Below are 17851 nucleotides of genomic sequence, written 5' to 3' on the forward strand. Positions count from 1 at the left end.
CGAGTATCGTCGTGGGTGTCGTCGGAGGAAGGAACGGTGATGGCTCGGCTGACACGGGCCCAGCAGCAGGCACGCACCCGCGCCTCGGTGCTGGCGGCGGCGAGGCAGGAGTTCGTCGAGCACGGATACGGCCAGGCCAAGGTCGACCGGATCGCCGAACGGGCCGAACTGACCCGCGGCGCGGTGTACTCGAACTTCCCGAGCAAGCGCGCCCTGTACCTGGCGGTGCTCCTCGACCTCGTCGAGACGGCCGGCGGGGCCGACGCCACCGTCCTCCCGGGGTCGGTGGGCGATGCGCTGGGTTCCTTCGCCCGGGTCTGGCTGGAGCGGCTGCCCCTGACCGAGGACACCGCGGCGGGCGGCCGCCTGCACCTGCGCTCACTGGTGGGCGTCGTCGACGACGACCGGCACCGCGCCGTCCTCGCCCAGCTCGCGCGGCTGGAAGCGCTGCTGCTCGCCCTCGGCCTGGAGGCGTGCTCGCCCGAGCGGCCGGCACGGCTCGTGCGGCTGGCCGAAATCGCGGTGACCCTGCTGGGCGGATCCGGGCTTCTGGCCGAGCTGGCGCCGGGCTTCGGCGACCCCTTCGACCGGGCCCGCGCCTGCGCCCACCTGGCGCACCTCGACCTGTCCGACACCTGGGCGCCGCCCCACCTGCCCTACGTCACCCCCGCCACCCCCTGCCAGGACCCCTGGACCCCGCCCACGGGCCTGGTGGACCGTATCACCGGCTCCCCCGTCGACCTGGGCGCCGACGGCCTGGTCGTCGTCCTGGGCGCCCAACGCCTGGCCGCCGCCGAGGAGGCCGTCCGCTCGGCCCGCCCCGGTGAGCAGGTCACGGTCGCCGCCGTCACCGGCGACCCGGCCGAGACCGGCGCTCTGGTGCGGCTCAGGACCGGCGACCTCATCACCTGTCTGCGGCGCGTGTTTCCTCCCCGGACCTGGGAGCCCCTGCGGCTGGTCGTCGACGACACCGCCCGACTGGCCGAGGCGGTCGGCCTCACCGACGTCGGCGACGGCACCGAAGCGGCCGTGCGCGTCCGCGACGGTGCCGTCGTCGCCCGCGCCGGCGGGCGCGGCGCCGCCCACGCGGCCGCCACCAGCGGCACCGACCACGACACGCACCCGCGCGAGGTGGGGACGTGACCCCGCCCAACAGCCCGCGCACGGCCCAGGACCTGCTGGTTCTCCACGCCCTGCGCTGCGGGGGCTCTTCCGGTGCCGCCCGCGTGGCCGCGGCCACCGGCCTGGATGTCGCCGAGGCCGAGTCCGAACTGATCGACCTCGCACGCCAGGGCCTCATCACGTATGTGTCCGGCGTGTTCGGCGCCTGGGTGCTGACCGGGGAGGGCCGCGCCGCCGACGCCCGGCGCATCGCCGAGGAGCTGGACTCGGCCGGTGCCCGCGAGGCGGTGACCGCGGGGTACGAGCGTTTCCTGGTGCTCAACCCCGAACTGCTCGACCTGTGCACGGCCTGGCAGCTGCGGCCCGTCGACGGCACGGCGACCGTCAACGACCACAGCGACCCCGCCTACGACGCCCGCGTCCTGGACCGGTTCGCCGCGCTGCACGAGCGGGCCGTGCCGGTCTGTGCGGACCTGGAGGCCGCGCTGCCCCGTTTCGGCCGGTACCGCGTCCGCCTCACCGACGCCCTGGAGCGCGCCCGCGGCGGCGAGGTCGCCTGCGTCGCCGACACCACCGACTCGTACCACACCGTGTGGGCCGAGCTCCACGAAGACCTCCTCGCCACCCTCGGCATCCCCCGATGAGGAGGAGGTGGACCCGTCCGCTGGACGCGCGGCTCGACGATCCGGTGGAACTCCTGGGGGCCAAGGCCCACGGGCTGGTGGCGCTCCACCGTCTGGGCCTGCCGGTGCCGCCCGGGTTCGTCGTCACCACCGCCGCCTGCCGGGCGTTCCTCGACCGGGGGCGTCTTCCGGACGGGCTGCGTGCGGAGCTGGCCGCCGCCGTGGGCGAACTGGAGGCCGCGACCGGGCGCCGGTTCGGCGGCGTACCGCCGCTGGCGGTGTCGGTGCGCTCCGGGGCGAGCGTGCCGCTGCCCGGCATGATGCACACCGTCCTCAACCTCGGGCTCACCCGCCGCGCCACCGCGGCGCTGGCCGCCGAGCACCGGGACGAGCGTTTCGCGTTGGACTCGCGGCTGCGGCTGCTGTCGACCTTCACCTCGGCACTCACCGGCCTGCCCGCCCCCGGCCCCGGCACGGCCGCGGAGTGCGGCGCCGCGGCCACGGCAGCGGACCTGGCCCGCACCGTCGCCGCGGTCGAACACGACGTCGAGCGGCGGTACGGGCGCGCGATCCCCGACGACGCGGCCGAACAGCTGGCGTTGGCCGTCGAGGCCGTCCTCGCCTCCTGGAACACGCCCCGCGCGCGGACCTACCGCGAGATCCACGGCATCGACCACGGCCTGGGCACCGCCGTCATCGTGCAGGCCATGGTGTTCGGCAACCGCGACGAGCGCAGCGGCACCGGGGTCGCGTTCAGCCGCAACCCCGACACCGGGGAGAACACCCCCTTCGGGGACGTCCTGTTCACCCGCCAGGGCGAGGACGTCGTCTCGGGCCGGTCCCGGCCCCTGCCCCTGCGGGAACTCGGCGCGCGGGAACCGGCGGTGTGGGCCGCGCTCCTCGATGCGCTGCGCCGCGTCGAGCGCCACTACCGCGACGCCTGCTACCTGGAGTTCACCTTCCAGTCCGGTCGGCTGTGGCTGCTGCAGGCCCGTCCCGGCCGGTTCGTCGGCGCCGCCGCCGTGCGCCTGGCGACCGACCTCGCCAATGAAGGCGTGATCACCCGGCGCGAGGCGCTGCTGAGGGTCTCGCCCGAGCAGCTGCGGCACGCCCGCACACCGCGTATCGCACCGTCGGCGGAGACGAGTGTCCTCGCCCGCGGTACGGGCGCCAGTCCCGGGGTGGCCGTCGGCAGGGTCGCGACCACCACCAGCGCGGCGATCCGCATGGCCGCCGAGGGCCCGGTCGTCCTCGTGCGTCCGGAGACCTCCCCCGACGACATGAACGGCCTGGCCGCGGCCGCGGGGGTCGTCACCGCGCGCGGCGGAGCGGCCAGCCACGCCGCGGTCGTGGCCCGGGCGATGGGCAGGCCCGCCGTCGTCGGTGTCGGCGGTCTCCTCGTGGACCCCGCCCGTGCCGCGATCCACGTCGCGGGACGCACGATCGAGGAGGGGACCGTCGTGGCCGTCGACGGCAGCAGCGGGCAGGTGGTGCTCGGCCGTCCACTCATCGTCGCCGACGGCGCCGAGGCGCCCCTGCGGCAACTGCTCGCCTGGGCCGACGAGGTGTCGGGCGGCCCCTCCGACCGCGACGAGGTCCAGCGCCTCGAAGCGGCCCGTGCCGTGCTCCGCGGCCAGCAGTCCGACTGAGCCCCGCGGGCCGAGCGGTGGCCGGGGCCGCCGCGCCCGACTCCTGTCCGCCCCGGCTCGGCCGGCCCCGTCCCAGGCGTCGCAGGCTGCTCCCGGCACCGCTGCCGGGAGCAGCAGCCCGCCGGATGCGGGCAGGGGCTTCGACCGCGACGGCCTCGTGGGGACCACCGACGCCCCACCCTTCTGGGCACCGGAACTCGCTCGGTGGGTGGACGCGGTCGACCTGGAACCGGGCACCTGGCTACGCACCAGCGCGGGCCCCTGGGTCCAGGTCAGCGCCGTCACCGTCCGGACGGCCGAGAACCAGCGGGTGCACAACCTCACCGTCGACGGCCTGCACACCTACCGCGTCGCCGCCGGAAACGCCGACCTGCCCGTCCACAACGACAGTGTCGGCGGCCTCTGTCCTGAAGCGGGGGCGATCGCGGAGCACGCCAACGAGCGCTTCGACCAGGGCGCCACGGACCACTACGTCAGAGGCATTGCCCACACCGAACTCGCGGAGTACGTCGATGACGTCCTCAACCAGGAGATCCCGGGCCTGGGGGTACGGTACGGGTTGCGGAACGGGCGTACCGCTTACTGGGCCCTGAGCGGGGAGTCGTCGTCATCGAGGATGCGGGCTCGCCTCACGGCGGCACCGTGTTCACTCCCTCTGCCCCTCTGAGGGAGAACGTATTTCGAGGAACTGGAGTAGCGGGCCCGCAGTGGAAGAAGAGCACACCGCCGTTCTCCTCACCCGTGGCGGTTTCTCCCTGCTCTACCGTCTCGCAGCGGAGACGGAGAACATGGCCGGCTACCGGTTTCTCACTTCCCCGGCCCAAACGGCCCTGGGAAGGCTGCGGGAGGTACGCGGACCGCTGCGCGGTGTCCGCGAACAGTTGCGGCACAGCCAGGACAGCCACCCGAGTCCTCCTCCCGGCGGTGGGGAGGAGGCGGTACGCCTGGTGCGCCTGGACGCGGACTCGGTGCTGCTGTCCCTGCCGACCGCGGTCCTGGACGGGATCCTCGCAGGGGCGGTGGCGGTCCGGGACGGTCTGGGGGACAGCGAGTTGCAAACCCGTACGGGCTTCTCCCCGGCCGAGTTCGACACGCTCCTCACCTGTCTTGAGGCGGGAGGTCCGTAGGAGGGCAAGCCGTGCCCCCGCCGGGGCGGAGCCCTCTCGGCCGGGCCGCGTCCGCGCCCTGGAACCCGCTTCCTCCCGGATGACCGGTCGAGTGGCGGGCACCGTTCACGGTGGACTGCCACGCCGTGTCCCACCGGGACCGCGGCGACCGGAGCGCAGAACCGGGGCGGGACTGCTCCCCGCCCCGGTGTTTTTACTCCGCACGGCAGCAGTCGACAGGTCAGTGGTGCGGCGGTGAGGGGCCATCGGGCCGATCGGTCTCCGCTACAGCAGTGCCCTCTGGTTCCTCGGCGAAGCCCGGACCTGTCGACCCTCTGGGCGGTTTCCGTGTGAGGACGCCGAACATCCGTACGTCCAGACCGCCTTCGGCGTCCGGTTGGTCGAGAACCAGCAGGGCGCACAGCCCCGCCGCCGCTCTGCCCACCCACCATGCCGCGATCGGTGGAGCAGACGTCGCGACGAGGATCGGTTACCACCCGGGAAGAGCGGTGGACCGGGTCCGCCTCCGACGGCTCCGGTCCACCGGCCGCACAGCGGTTGACCGCCGACGACACCAGGGACGATGAGAACCGTCCGCCCCGCAACATGCACAACCTTCCGGCCAGTCAAGGACCGGAATTCGATGCTCCGCACAGAGCTCCCGGACCGGTCAGGTCACCGACCACACAGGCTCTGATCACAACAGGCACGCGATCAAGCGCGGCGGTGCCGGAATGCTGCGGGAGTTCCCCCACCCCGTGTCGTCTCCTACGAGCACACCGAACCACGTCCGACAACCCCCGGGCCGTGCCCCCACACAGCCAGCCCGACGGACTCCCCCGTCCATGACCGGCAGACACGCAGAAGGCACCGGCCCCTGTCACACGACGGCTGGGGCACGGCACAAGCTCCCGTTGACGAGCTGCGTCTGTCCGCGGTTCCTTCGCAACGCCCGAGCAGCGAAGCGTCGGCACCGCAGGACCACACCCGTTCCGGACAGGCGTTGACGACCGGAGTCCGGGAGGCGATACCGCTGCCCTGCCCCGTCCTCCGCGGTCGCCCACTGCTCCCGTGGCGGAGGACCGCGAGGAGGAGCTGTCCGAGTCGGCGCGGTCTGGCGCCCGAGCCGACGACCGTGCTTCGAGTGACCGCGACCGGTGGACGCGGTGGCAGGCAACTGCGGGGCAGGGGCGATGGTCTCGAAACCACTTCCCGTTCACCACGCCTCGGACCACTCCCGTCAACCTTCTTCCACGAGACCTCCGGTTTCTCGCACCGTTCACTCGCCCGTTGGAGCCGTGTCCGACCGCAGCGACCGGACCGCGCCGGGACTGCGTCCCCCGGTCCGGCACCGCGCCGGTGCGGGCCGGGCATCGGCCGTGGTGACAGGACTGCTGGCGAGGAGGGCTGTGCTGCTGTCCTCGTGGCCGGTGCCGCAGGCTGCGTCCGCCAACTCTCCCTGCCGCTCCTGCACCGGTCGAACCACCGACCCCCGTCAATACTCTCACCATCGAGATACTCTCATCATTCAGATACTGCTAACATCTGAAATCCGGTTGGATCCGAGACGAGGAACGGTGACGGTGAGCGACCACGGACTGGAAACCGAGAACCTGACCAGAAGATTCGGCAGGGTCACCGCGCTCGACGGCGTCAGCCTGGCCATCCCGCGCGGACAGGTGCTCGGCCTGCTGGGCCCCAACGGCGCGGGCAAGACCACCCTGATCCGCATCCTCGCGACCCTGCTGCGCCCCGACGGCGGACGGGCCCGCTTCGCCGGCTTCGACGTGGCCCGCCAGCCGGGACAGGTCCGTCGGCGCATCGCACTGTCGGGCCAGCACACCAGCGTGGACGAGGAACTGACCGGCCTGGCGAACCTGGTCATGATCGGCCGACTCCTCGACCTGCCCCGCCGCCAGGCGCTCCGGCGCGCCGCCGACCTGCTGGCCCGGTTCGGCCTGGAGGACGCGGCCGACAGGCCGGTGGCCGGCTACTCCGGCGGCATGCGCCGACGCCTCGACCTGGCCGCGAGCATGGTCGGCCGCCCCGAGGTCGTCTTCCTCGACGAACCCTCCGTGGGACTGGACCCCGGCAAACGCGACGAACTGTGGCAGATGATCCGCGGCCTGCGCGCCGACGGCGTCACCGTCCTGCTGACCACCCAGTACCTGGAAGAGGCCGACGCCCTCGCCGATGTCATCGCCGTCCTCGACCGGAGCCGCACCATCGCCTCGGGCACCCCCGCGGACCTGAAGCGCCGGGTCGGCGGACACACCGTCGCCGTGCGTCTGGACGACCCCGCCGAGGCCGACACGGCCGCCGCGATCCTGGCCGACGTCACCGGACGGCCCCCGGAGCGCTCCACCCGTCACGGGCTCGTCGCGCCCGTGACCGACCGCGCGCACTTCTTCGAGGTCGCCGCCCGGCTGCGCGAGCACCGCATCGGCGTCTGCGAACTGTCGCTCCGCCTGCCCAGCCTCGACGAGGTCTTCCTCGCCCTGACCGCATCCCCCGCCCCCACCGACGACGCACCGAAGGCCGCATGATGAGCACCACCGCACCCGTCACCGAACCGCTGCGGTCCCGTTTCCGGCCGCCGGCCTGGCTCCGGCACAGCCTCGTGCTGGCCCGCCGCAGTCTGGCCAAGAGCGCCCGCAACCCCGGCCCGATCGTCAACGGGGTCGTCACCCCCGCCCTGTTCCTGGTGCTGTTCCTCTTCCTGTTCGAGGGCTCGGTCGCCGGCTCCACCGCCGACTACGTCCAGTACCTCTTCCCCGGCATCCTCGTCATGGGCGCCGGACTGGCCGGAATGGTCTCGACCGGCACCAGCCTCACCATCGACCTCACGAAGGGCGTCACCGACCGGTTCCGCAGCCTGCCCATCAGCCGCCTGGCGCCCCTGCTCGGCTCCGTGCTGGCCGACCTCGTCCGCTACCTGCTCGCCGTCGCCCTGCTGTTCGGCATCGGCATGCTGCTCGGCTTCCGCAGCCACGGCGGCCTCACCGCCGCGCTCGCCGCCGCCGCGCTGGCCGTCGGTTTCGGCTTCTGCCTCAGTTGGGTCACCGTGTTCGTCGGCGTCCTGGCCAGGAACGCCGACACCGTCCTGGCCGTCAGCTTCATCAGCTTCCTGCCGCTGCAACTGGGCACCAGCCTCGCCGCTCCCGTGGAGACCCTGCCCCCGTGGCTGCGCGCCTGGGCCGGGGTCAACCCCGTCACCCACGTCATGGACGCCTGCCGTGCCCTTCTCAACGGCACCCCGGTCGGCGGCGCCGTCACCGCCACGCTGCTCTGGTGCGCGGCCCTCTTCCTCGTGTTCTGCCCACTGGCCGTGTACGCCTACAGCCGCCGGGAGTGACCCGGTCCCCGGGGCGGTTCCGGCGGTGCGGAGCAGTCGTCGGGGCGGCGTCGAGCCCCTGGCCGGGCCGCGGCGTCCGGGCACCCGGCGGGGAGAACGGGCCGGTCCGGGGAGCGGCCCGGTCCCCTGCCCCGGGTGCTTCGCCGCCCCGGGCCGCGTGGCCTCGGCGGAGGTGTCGCGCCTCCGCCCCGCCGGAACATCGACCGACCGGGCGGTCGACAAGTGTTGGTAGTCTTCGACCAGGACCCGTCCCCCCGTCCGCGCGGCTCCCCGCGCACGGCGGGGAGCCCCCTGTGCGCGTCGGCGGGGCATCCGCGCCCGCCGCTGCCCCACCGGGTGGCTGGGCGGACCGGTCCACGGGGGACTTCCGCGCCGGCCGACCACCGCCCCGGTGGGAACCGGGGACGGACCCTGAGCACCGAGAACCGCAACGTCGAGAAGGAACAGCCCGTGAACAAGGCCGACACCGCCCGGGACCGGCAGGAGCGACGCCACCTGTCGACCGACCAACGGCGCCGCGACATCGTCGCCACGGCGGCCGACCTTTTCGACCGCAACGGGTACGTCAACACGTCCATGCAGGACATCGCCCGTGCCGCGGGAATCGCCAAGCCGACGCTCTACCACTACTTCACGAGCAAGGACGAGATCCTGTGCCGGATCCACGAGGAGTTCATCGACCAGCTCCTGAGCCGGCACGAGAACCGCCTCGCGGCGCGGCTGCGGCCCGACCAGCTGGTCCTCGAAGTGATGGCGGACATCCTCGAACTGATGGAGACCCACCGCGGCCATGTCCGCGTGTTCTTCGAGAACCACCGGGAACTGCCGGAGAGGGAACAGGCCGAGATCCGCCTGAAACGGGACCGCTACCAGACGATGGTGGAGGAGACGTTCGCCGCGGGCACCGCCGAGGGGCTGTTCCGGGACGTGGACCCGAGGACCGCCGCGCTGGCCCTGTTCGGCATGTGCAACTGGGCCTACCAGTGGTACCGCAAGGACGGGACCATGCGGACCCGCGACCTCGCCTACGTCTTCTGGGACTACCTCGTCCACGGCGTGGGCGCGGGACGTCCGTAGCGGCCGCGGGCCGCCGGCCCCGCGGGTGGGGAGGGGCCGCTGTCGGGGTGCGGGCCGCTCCCCACCCGGAGTCCGTCACCGCTGCCGCAGGAACGACAGGGCGCGTGCGGTCAGGACGGGAACGGCGCGGGCGACCTGGCCGTAGCCCTCGCCCACGGTCTTCCCGCTGAGGTAGCGGGCGTGCACCCCTTCGAGGATGACCGCCAGCTTCATCGCCCCGAACGCCCGGTAGAAGGAGAGCTGCGACAGGTCGCGGCCGGAGGAGCGCGCGTAGCGTTCGGCCATCTCCTCCGCGGCGGGGAAGCCGGGGTGGTCGGTCAGGTGGGCGGTCGGCTCGAAGGCCGGGTCCTCGGACAGATGGCTGTCGTACCAGTAGGTGAGGAACAGGCCCAGGTCGGCCAGCGGGTCGCCGAGGGTGGACAGCTCCCAGTCGAGGATCGCGGCGATGCGAGGACTCGGCCCGGAGACGTCGATGACCGTGTTGTCCAGCCGGAAGTCGCCGTGGACGATCGCGCTGTCGGTCTGCTCGGGCACGCGTTCGTCGAGCAGGGCGAACAGCTTCTCCATATCGGGGAGTTCGCGGGTCGCGGAGCGTTCCCACTGCTGCGCCCAGCGCCGGATCTGGCGGGCGGTGTACCCGGCCGGGCGGCCGAACCCGCCGAGGCCCACCTCTTCGGGGTCGACCCGGTGCAGGGTGGCCAGGGCGTCGACGAGCGCGGTGGAGACCGCGGCGCGGACGTCTTCGGTGAGGGAGCCGGTCTGGGCGGCCGAGCGCAGCACCTGTCCGGCGACGTCCTCCATCACGTAGAACGGCGCGCCGATGACGTTCTGGTCCGTGCACAGGCCCAGCATGCGGGGCACCGGGGTGGGGGTGGCCGCCAGTGCCGCCTGCACGGTGTACTCGCGCACCATGTCGTGGGCGCTGGGCAGGGCGCCCGCCAGCGGCGGGCGGCGCAGGATCACCGTGCCGTCGGCGGTGTGCAGCCGGTAGGTGATGTTGGACAGGCCGCCGGTGATGATCTCGGCCGTCCAGTGCGGTCCCAGGTCCAGGGAGGGCACGGCCTCGCGCAGCCAGGCGGCGACCTGTTCGCGGGGCAGTCCGGCGACCTCGGTCGGCCGGCGGGTGTGCTGGTCGGTGGTCATGCGTGTGCTCCTGCGGTGATGCGGCGGACGGCGCGTTTGGCGATGGACATCTTGTGGGTCTCGGTGGAGCCGTCGTAGATCCGGAAGGCGCGGACCTCGGCGTAGACGCGGCCGACGACCAGGTCGTCGGTGGTGCCCAGACCGCCGCACAGCTGCACGGAGCGGTCCACGATCCGGCCCACGGCCTCGCTGACGAACACCTTGGTGCGGCTGGAGGACTCCGAGCCGCGGTCGCCGGTGGCCAGCAGCCAGCAGGTCTGCCACAGCAGGGCGCGGGCGGCGTGCAGGTCGATCTCGTTCTCGGCGATCAGCGCCTGGGCCATGCCCAACTCGGCCAGCCGGGAGCCGAACATCTCCCGCTCCGCCGCGCGGGCCACTGCGATCTCGTGGGTCCGCCGGGCCGCGCCCAGCCAGCGCATGCAGTGGGTCAGGCGGGCCGGGGCCAGGCGCACCTGGGCGTAGGCGAACCCCCGGCCCGCCTCGCCCAGCACCCGTTCGTCGGGGACGAACACGTCGCGCAACTCCAGCTGGCAGTGGCCGCCGATCATCATCCGGTCGATGGTGGAGGCGTGTCCGGTGATCCGCACGCCTTCGGTGTCCATGTCGACCAGGAACATGGTCGCGCCGGTGCCGTCGTCGTGGCCCCCGGCGGCCATGACGATCGCGAAGGCCGCGCCGTCGGCGCCGGTGATGAGGTGCTTGCGGCCGTTGATCACCCAGCCCCGGCCGGCGCGTTCGGCCCGGGTCTGCAGGGCCGCGGGGTCGGAGCCGGCGCCGGGGGCGGGTTCGGTCATCGCGAAGCAGGAGCGCACCCGGCCGGCGACCAGGGGTCTGAGGTACTGCTCCTGCTGCTGGGGGGTGGCGATCTGGGTGAGCATGTGGATGTTGCCCTCGTCGGGGGCGGCGCAGTTGAGGGCCAGCGGCCCCAGCAGGCTGGTGCCCGCCTCCTCCAGCAGGACCGCGGCCTCGTCCAGCCGGAAACCGCCGCCGCCCCACTCCGCGGCCGCCTGGGGTGCGAAGATCCCCCGTCGGCGGGCCTCCTCCTGCAGTTCCGTCCGCAGCTCCTCGGTCAGTCCGAGGGCGAACGCCTGCTGCTCCCGGGGGATGACGAACTCCTCGACGAACTCCCGGATCCGGTCCCGCCACTGCACGGTCCGCTCATCCAGTTCCAGGTCGAATCCCATGGTGCTCCCTGTCCTTCCTTTTCCGCCTGTCCGGGGCCGGGTGCCCGGTCTGCTCGGTTCGGGGTCCGGTGCGCGCGGGGCCGCTAGGCCGCCGTCCACCCGCCGTCGACGGCCAGGACCGATCCGGTGACGTAGGACGAGGCCGGGGAGGCGAGGAACACCGCGGCGGGGACGAGTTCTGCGGGGTCTCCGAAGCGGCCCATCGGGACCCGCTGCAGGAGTGCGGAGGCGAAGCGCCTGCTGTTGCGCAGGCCCGCGGTCATGTCGGTCTCGAAGTAGCCGGGGGCGAGTGCGTTGACGCGGATCCCGAACTCGGCCCAGTCCACGGCGAGGTTCCTGACCAGGGCCTCCACCGCTCCCTTGCTCGCCGAGTAGGCGCCCAGGCGCGAGCCCGCCGCCCGGGCGTGGATCGACGAGACGACGGTGATCGACCCCGGGGTGTTGGTGGCGCGCATGATCCGGGCGGCCTCCCGGACCGTCCAGAAGGTGCCGTCCAGGTTGACGCCGAGGACGGTGCGCCACTCCTCGTCGGTGATGTCGACCGCGTCCTTGAGGTAGGGGGAGACCCCGGCCGCGGCGACGCACGTGTCCAGTCCTCCCCAGGAGCGTTCGAGCTGCCCGGCGGCCGTGCGCACCGAGTCCGGGTCGCTGACGTCGGCCGGCAGGGGCAGCGCCCTGGCGCCCCGCTCCTCGATCTCCGCCGTGACCTCGGTCAGGGCCTCGCCCGAGCGTGCGGTCACCGCGACGTCGTAGCCGGCGGCGGCCAGCCCGACGGCGATGGAGCGGCCGAGCCCGCGGCTCGCGCCGGTGACCCACGCCCGCATCCCGGCGGGCTCCGCTGCGGCACTTTGCACCATCACCAGTCCTCACCACCACTCTCTCGACCGACCGGTCGGGCGACACCACGATACGAGGCCCCGGTGGAGGGTGGCAACAGAGGGGGCCGTCTGCGCTGCCTCTCCTGGCCGGGGAGCGCGATTCGGGAACGGCCGACGGGCGGTCGCCGTAGACCGTCCGGGCGGTCGGTTATGGCTCTCCTGGAGCCGCCGCTCGCCGGGACGCCGCGGACGGGAACACGGCCCGCGGCCTTTGCGGGCGGGCTTTCCGTGTCGGCCTCCCCCGCGCGGCCGGCCGCTTCCCGCCCGAGCACCGCGACCGAACCCGCCCGGCCCCGCCCCGGCCGGACCGGCCGTCCCCCGCGGGACACCGAGCTTTCAACGACACCCCTGACGATCGTCAGGGGCCCTCCCCAACGGTCGGCACTGTCGGCCGGGCACCGCGCCTTCCTAGCGTGGCCCTCCACCGAGTCCAGCAACGGGAAGGCGCCATGACCCCATCGATCCCCGGGCGAAAGGACCCCGCCCTCGAAACGGTCGACCTCGTCAAACGGTTCGGGGCAGGAGAAACAGCGGTCACCGCCGTGGCCGGAGTGACCCTCGGTTTCCGCCGCGGCGAGTTCGTCGCCGTCATGGGCCCCTCCGGCTCCGGCAAGTCCACCCTGATGAACCTCCTCGCCGGACTGGACACCCCCACCTCGGGCCGGGTGGTGATCGAGGGAGTCGACCTCACCGAACTCGACGACCGGCAACTGACCCGCCTGCGGCGCAGGCGCATCGGCTTCATCTTCCAGGCGTTCAACCTGCTGCCGGCCCTCAACGCCGAGCAGAACATCCTGCTCCCCCTCACGCTCGCCGGCCGCCGCCCCGACAGGGAGTTCTTCGACGAGATCGTGCACTCCCTGCGCATCCAGGACCGGCTCCGGCACCGCCCCGCCGAGCTGTCCGGCGGCCAGCAGCAGCGTGTCGCGATCGCCCGCGCCCTGCTGACCAGACCGGCGGTGGTCTTCGCCGACGAACCGACCGGCGCCCTGGACGTCTCCGCCAGCCGCGAGGTCCTCGACCGGCTACGGCAGGCGAGCACCCGGCTGGAGCAGACCGTCGTCATGGTCACCCACGACCCCGTCGCCGCCGCCCACGCCGACCGGGTGCTGCTGCTGTCCGACGGCGCAGTCCGGGGCACCGTCGAACAGCCGACCGCCCCCGCCGTCCTGGATGCCATGGCCCGGATGGAGGGCTGATGTTCGGCTACGCCTGGGCGCAGGTCAGCGCCCGCCCCGCCCGCCTGTCCGCGGTCCTGTCCGCGATCGCCCTGGGCACACTGTTCCTGGCGGCCACCGCCGTGTTCGCCGCCACCTCCTCCGCCGGCCTGCGCGCGATCGCCGCGGCCCCGCTGACAGCGGCCGACGTGGTCGTGGACCGCGACCCTGCCGCCGCCGACCCCGGCGCCGACTGGCCCGCACTGGTCCTCGACCATCCCGACGTCACGGCCACCGCGCCGGTCCACGCCGACACCGTCCAGCTCGTCACCGACGGCCTGCGTGCCACCACCACCGTCTACAGCGTCTCCGAACGGCCCGAACTCCGCTGGTTCGACCTGGCCGAAGGGACATGGCCCACCGACGCCACCGAGGTGGTGGCCGACGCGCCCACCCTGGACTCCGCGGGACTCGCGGTGGGCGACACCGTGCGCCTCCGCTCCGACGGCGGCGCGGAGACCGAGGTGACCGTGGTCGGCGTGGCCGACCTCGGATTCCGACCCCTGACCGGGGTGCAGTACCAGTTCTACTCGTCCGAGGACTTCTTCGCCGACCAGAGCCCGCTGGGCGTCACGGCCCGCGTCGCCGACGGGGCCTCCCCCGAGGCGGTGGTGGAGAGCCTGGACGCGGTCCTCCCCGACAGCCTGTTCCCAATGACCGCACAGGAACAGGCCCGACTGGCGGCGGACCGGTTCGCGGGCGGCTCCCAGCAGCTGGACCTCCTCCTGCTCACCTTCGCCCTCATCGCCCTGCTCGCGGCCGCGCTGGTCATCGCCAACACCTTCACCATCCTGCTGTCCCAGCGGCGCCGCGACACCGCGCTCCTGAGGCTGGTGGGCGCGGACCGCTCCCAGGTGAGGAACCTGGTCCTCGCCGAGGCGCTGATCGTCGGCTCCCTCGGCTCGGCGGTCGGCGTGGCCGCGGGCGTGGGCGTGGGGTACGCGGGCGCGTCGCTGATGGGGCTGACCGGGGACGGGCTGCACGTGAGCGCCTCGGCCCTGGCCGGGGCGTTCCTGGCGGGCGTGGCCACGACCGTGTGCGCCGCGTGGTTCCCGGCGCGCACGGCGGCGGCGACCGCACCGGTCGAAGCGCTCCGGTCGGCGTCGCTTTCCAGCGACGTCCGTTTCCGTGCCGTCCACGCGGTGGGACTCGTCGCGGCCGGGAGCGGCGTGGCGGCGATGGTGGCCGGCACGGCGGCGGCGAGCCTGCCCGTGGCCGTCGCGGGCGGTTTCCTCGGCGCGGTCGGCCTGCTGCTGTTCCTCCGCTACGCGATCGCCCGTCTCCTCGGGGGCGTCGACCGTCTGCTGCGGCGCGGGGGAGGCGTCGCGGAGCTGGCCGGGGCCAACCTGCGGCGCAGCATCGGCAGGGCCGCCACGGCCACGCTCACCCTGGTGCTCGGCTTCGGACTGATCACCGCCCTGGCCACGGCCGCCAGCACCGGGCGCGCCACCATCGACGGCGACCTCGACGAGCGTTTCCCGGTGGACGTGAGCGCCCGGGTGGCCCACGGCTCGGTCTCCCCCGACACCGTGGACATGGTCCGCGGCATCGACGGACTGGAACTGGTGGAGGCGCCGCGCACACAGCGGGCGAGTGTCGGGGGCCTGGGAGAAACCACTCTGGTGGGGATCTCCCCGGAACTGGCGCGGGCCGCCGGAGCCGAGGCGTTGACCGCCGACGACTCCCGGGCACCGGTGATGCTGGTGTCGGGGGACCAGCTGACCGCGCTGGGCGCCGAGTCCGGGGACAGCGTCGACCTCACCGTCAACGGTGAGGCCCACCGCTTCACCCTGCACGCCTCCACCCTCGCCACCGCTTCCGGCACCGCGAGTCCGGTGGTGCGCGCCGACGTCCTGGACTCCCTGCTGCCCGGGGAGGAGCGGGGCATGGTGTGGGGCATCGCCGCCCCGGGCGTCGACAGGGACGTGCTCGCCGAGCAGATGAACCGGGTCGCCGGCGCGGACCCCGAGATCGCCGTGAGCGGAGCCCTCAGCGAACGGGGTGACATCACCGGGGTCCTCGACGTCCTGGTCAACCTGTCGCTGGCGATGCTCCTGGTCACCGTGCTCATCGCCAGCCTCGGGGTGGCCAACACCCTGAGCCTGTCCGTCCTGGAACGGACCCGTGAGCTGGCCCTGCTGCGGGCGCTGGGGCTGACCCGGGAAGGCCTGCGGGCCACCCTCGCGGTCGAGGCCGCGGTCATCGCCCTGCTGGGCGCCGTGCTGGGGCTCGTGATCGGTGTTCCGTACGGCCTGGCGGGGGTGGGGGCGGTCATCGGGGAGACCGCGCCCCTCGTCGTGGCGGTCCCCTGGGGCGACCTGCTGCTCGTCCTCGTGGCCGCCCTGGTCGTCGGACTGGCGGCGACCCTGTTCCCCGCCCGGCGGGCGGCACGGATCGCCCCCGCCGAGGGATTGGGCGGCGACTGACCGGGGCGGGGCCGTCCCTTCCACGGCCCCGCCCTGGTCTGCGGGGCGGTGGGGGCGGTAGGAAGGGCGCGAGGCGAGAATCCGTCCCCACCGCCGCGCGAAAGGACACCTCCATGCCCCACACCGCTCTGCGTGCCCGGACCGCGCTGGTCACCGGTGCCTCCTCGGGAATCGGTGCGGCCGTCGCCGCCGCGCTGGCCGCCCGGGGCCTGCGCGTGTACGGCACCAGCCGCACCCCCGAGGCCGTGCCCGACCCCGTGCCGGGGGTGGAGTACCTGCCGCTCGACCTGGCCGACACCGCGTCGGTGGAGGCGTGCGCGCGGGCCGCCGGTGCGGTGGACGTGCTGGTGAACAATGCCGGGGAGAGCCAGAGCGGCCCCCTGGAGGAGCTGCCCGCCGACGCGGTGGAGCGGCTGTTCCGCGTCAACGTGTTCGGGGCGGTGCGGCTGACCCAGCTGCTGCTGCCGGGGATGCGGGAGCGCGGGTACGGGCGGGTGGTGATGGTCGGGTCGATGCTGGCGAGCTTCCCGCTGGCCTACCGCTCCTCCTACGTGGCCGCCAAGGCCGCGCTGCGCGGGTTCGCCGACGCCGCGCGCCGCGAGGTGGCCCCCTACGGGGTGGCCGTCACGACCGTGGAGCCGGGGTCGATCAACACCGGCATCAGCCAGCGCCGCACCGTCTACCTGCGTGAGGGCTCGCCGTATACGGCCGAGTTCCACACCATGCTCCGGGCGCTCAACGCCAACGAGGCCCGCGGCATCTCCGCCGAACGGGTCGCGAAGACCGTGCTGCGGGCGGTCTCGGCCCGCCACCCGCGCCCGCTGTACGCGGTGGGCAGCAACGCGCCCGTGGTGTTCCCGCTGCGCCGCCTGCTGCCCCACTCCGCGGTGCTGCGCCTGGTCTCCCGCAGGCACGGCCTGTGAAGCCCGGGCCGGGGGCCGGCGCACGTGTCCGATCCGTACACGACAGCACGCCCCCGGCCCCGGCAGGCTCGACCCCATGACACAGGTACTGAAACGCTACGACTTCCTGGCCGCCGAGTTCACCCGCCGTGTCGCCGGCGTCCCCTCCCCCGGGGCGTGGGACGCCCCGTCGCCGTGCGCCGGGTGGAGCGCCCGAGACGTGCTGCGGCACGTGGTCGAGACCTGCGCGGCCATGCCCGGGTACGTGGGCCTGACCGTCGAACTGGCCGGGTCGGTGGCGGAGGACCCGGCCGCGGCGTGGGCCGAGGCGCGCGACGCGCTGCGGGAGATCCTCGCCGACCCGGCGCGCGCCGCCCTGGAGTACGACGGGTTCTTCGGCCGCACCAGGCTGGAGGCGACCGTGGACCGCTTCCTCGGCATCGACCTGCTCGTGCACGGCTGGGACATCGCGCGTGCCACCGGGCAGGACGAGACGCTGCCGGACGCGGAGGTCGCCCGCGTGTACGCCGACGTCGTAGCGTTGGGCGACAGCCTGCGCGCGGAGGGCGTCTGCGGGCCCGCGGTCGAGGTGCCCGCCGACGCCCCCGCCCAAGACCGGCTGCTGGCGTTCCTGGGCCGCACCCCCTGACCGGTCCTCTCCGCACCGCCCCGGCCGCCGGTGTGCCTCCCGGTGCGGTCGGGGCGGCGGCGGGCTGGTCGCCCCCGCCGAGCCGGGCCGCGGCCGCCGCCCAGGCCGCTTCGTCGCCGGAGGAGTCGTACCGGCGCACCGGCTGGGTGGCGGCGCTGAGGGCGCGCATCGCGGCGAGGTCGCCGAGGAGTCCGGCGGCGCGCGCCTGGACCAGCAGGTTGCCGACGGCGGTGGCCTCCACCGGCCCGGCCAGCACCGGCAGGCCCACCGCGTCGGTGGTCAGCCGGCACAGCAGCGCGTTGCGCGCTCCCCCGCCCACCACGTGCACCACCGACACGTCCCGCCCGCTCAGCCGGGCCGCGGTGCGGATGACGCGGCGGTGCGCCAGCGCCAGGCTCTCCAGGATGCAGCGCAGCGGTGCCGCACGGTTGCGCGGGGGCTGCTGCCCGGTGTCGCGGCAGTAGGCGGCGATGCGGGCGGGCATGTCGCCGGGCGGCAGGAAACGCGGGTCGTCGATGCT

At 73.9% G+C, this 17851-nt stretch carries 15 protein-coding genes and 1 pseudogene; 12 read left to right on the plus strand and 4 right to left on the minus strand.

The window, feature by feature from the left end; all coding sequences use genetic code 11:
- Positions 1–39: 39 nt before the first annotated feature.
- The 8 genes from FOF52_RS06720 (at position 40) to FOF52_RS06755 (ending at position 8932) form a co-directional block, all read left to right on the plus strand.
- Positions 40–1143 (plus strand): TetR/AcrR family transcriptional regulator, encoded by a 1104-nt coding sequence (locus FOF52_RS06720; RefSeq protein WP_248592973.1) that lies wholly within the window; start codon positions 40–42, stop codon positions 1141–1143.
- Positions 1140–1766 (plus strand): transcriptional regulator, encoded by a 627-nt coding sequence (locus FOF52_RS06725; RefSeq protein WP_248592974.1) that lies wholly within the window; start codon positions 1140–1142, stop codon positions 1764–1766. Before FOF52_RS06720 ends, FOF52_RS06725 begins: the two co-directional genes overlap by 4 nt.
- Positions 1763–3394: a pyruvate, phosphate dikinase gene (locus FOF52_RS06730; protein WP_248592975.1), complete on the plus strand. Its 1632-nt coding sequence runs from the start codon at positions 1763–1765 to the stop codon at positions 3392–3394. Before FOF52_RS06725 ends, FOF52_RS06730 begins: the two co-directional genes overlap by 4 nt.
- Before the next feature lie 157 nt (positions 3395–3551).
- Entirely contained in the window at positions 3552–4061 is a 510-nt protein-coding gene (locus FOF52_RS06735) for a polymorphic toxin-type HINT domain-containing protein (protein ID WP_282573917.1), read from the plus strand.
- A 40-nt stretch (positions 4062–4101) separates the two neighbouring features.
- Entirely contained in the window at positions 4102–4521 is a 420-nt protein-coding gene (locus FOF52_RS06740) for a hypothetical protein (RefSeq protein ID WP_248592977.1), read from the plus strand.
- Positions 4522–6083: 1562 nt separating this feature from the next.
- The gene (locus FOF52_RS06745) at positions 6084–7046 is read left to right on the plus strand and encodes an ATP-binding cassette domain-containing protein (RefSeq protein ID WP_248592978.1); all 963 of its coding nucleotides are present in this window, start codon (positions 6084–6086) and stop codon (positions 7044–7046) included.
- A complete protein-coding gene (locus tag FOF52_RS06750) occupies positions 7043–7855 on the plus strand; it encodes an ABC transporter permease (protein WP_248592979.1) in 813 nt (270 codons plus the stop codon). Before FOF52_RS06745 ends, FOF52_RS06750 begins: the two co-directional genes overlap by 4 nt.
- A 450-nt stretch (positions 7856–8305) precedes the next feature.
- Complete coding sequence (locus tag FOF52_RS06755) at positions 8306–8932, plus strand: TetR/AcrR family transcriptional regulator (protein WP_248592980.1); 627 nt, start codon at positions 8306–8308, stop codon at positions 8930–8932.
- Between the two features lie 75 nt (positions 8933–9007).
- Here FOF52_RS06755 and FOF52_RS06760 read toward each other — a convergent pair whose 3' ends face one another.
- From FOF52_RS06760 to FOF52_RS06770, 3 genes are all read right to left on the minus strand, one after another.
- Positions 9008–10075, minus strand: coding sequence for a phosphotransferase family protein (locus FOF52_RS06760; protein WP_248592981.1), 1068 nt, complete (start codon positions 10073–10075; stop codon positions 9008–9010).
- Positions 10072–11259: an acyl-CoA dehydrogenase family protein gene (locus FOF52_RS06765; protein ID WP_248592982.1), complete on the minus strand. Its 1188-nt coding sequence runs from the start codon at positions 11257–11259 to the stop codon at positions 10072–10074. Before FOF52_RS06765 ends, FOF52_RS06760 begins: the two co-directional genes overlap by 4 nt.
- Before the next feature lie 83 nt (positions 11260–11342).
- On the minus strand, positions 11343–12116 hold the full coding sequence (locus FOF52_RS06770) for an SDR family NAD(P)-dependent oxidoreductase (RefSeq protein WP_248592983.1): 774 nt from the start codon (positions 12114–12116) through the stop codon (positions 11343–11345).
- Between the two features lie 470 nt (positions 12117–12586).
- Between FOF52_RS06770 and FOF52_RS06775 the strand changes: the two genes are divergently transcribed.
- The 4 genes from FOF52_RS06775 (at position 12587) to FOF52_RS06790 (ending at position 17331) form a co-directional block, all read left to right on the plus strand.
- Positions 12587–13336 carry an ABC transporter ATP-binding protein gene (locus FOF52_RS06775; protein ID WP_248592984.1) on the plus strand — a complete coding sequence of 250 codons (750 nt, stop codon included), beginning with the start codon at positions 12587–12589 and terminating at the stop codon, positions 13334–13336.
- The gene (locus FOF52_RS06780; protein ID WP_248592985.1) at positions 13336–15780 is read left to right on the plus strand and encodes an FtsX-like permease family protein; all 2445 of its coding nucleotides are present in this window, start codon (positions 13336–13338) and stop codon (positions 15778–15780) included. Before FOF52_RS06775 ends, FOF52_RS06780 begins: the two co-directional genes overlap by 1 nt.
- Positions 15781–15893: 113 nt before the next feature.
- Complete coding sequence (locus FOF52_RS06785) at positions 15894–16703, plus strand: SDR family oxidoreductase (protein WP_248592986.1); 810 nt, start codon at positions 15894–15896, stop codon at positions 16701–16703.
- A gap of 76 nt (positions 16704–16779) precedes the next feature.
- Complete coding sequence (locus FOF52_RS06790; protein WP_248592987.1) at positions 16780–17331, plus strand: TIGR03086 family metal-binding protein; 552 nt, start codon at positions 16780–16782, stop codon at positions 17329–17331.
- A 253-nt stretch (positions 17332–17584) separates the two neighbouring features.
- On the opposite strand, the pseudogene FOF52_RS22135 reads toward FOF52_RS06790, so the two are convergent.
- A pseudogene (locus FOF52_RS22135) lies at positions 17585–17815 on the minus strand (FGGY-family carbohydrate kinase); the annotation flags it as partial.
- Between the last annotated feature and the right edge of the window lie 36 nt (positions 17816–17851).

Origin of the sequence: Thermobifida alba, assembly GCF_023208015.1 — a bacterium.
GTDB lineage: Bacteria > Actinomycetota > Actinomycetes > Streptosporangiales > Streptosporangiaceae > Thermobifida > Thermobifida alba.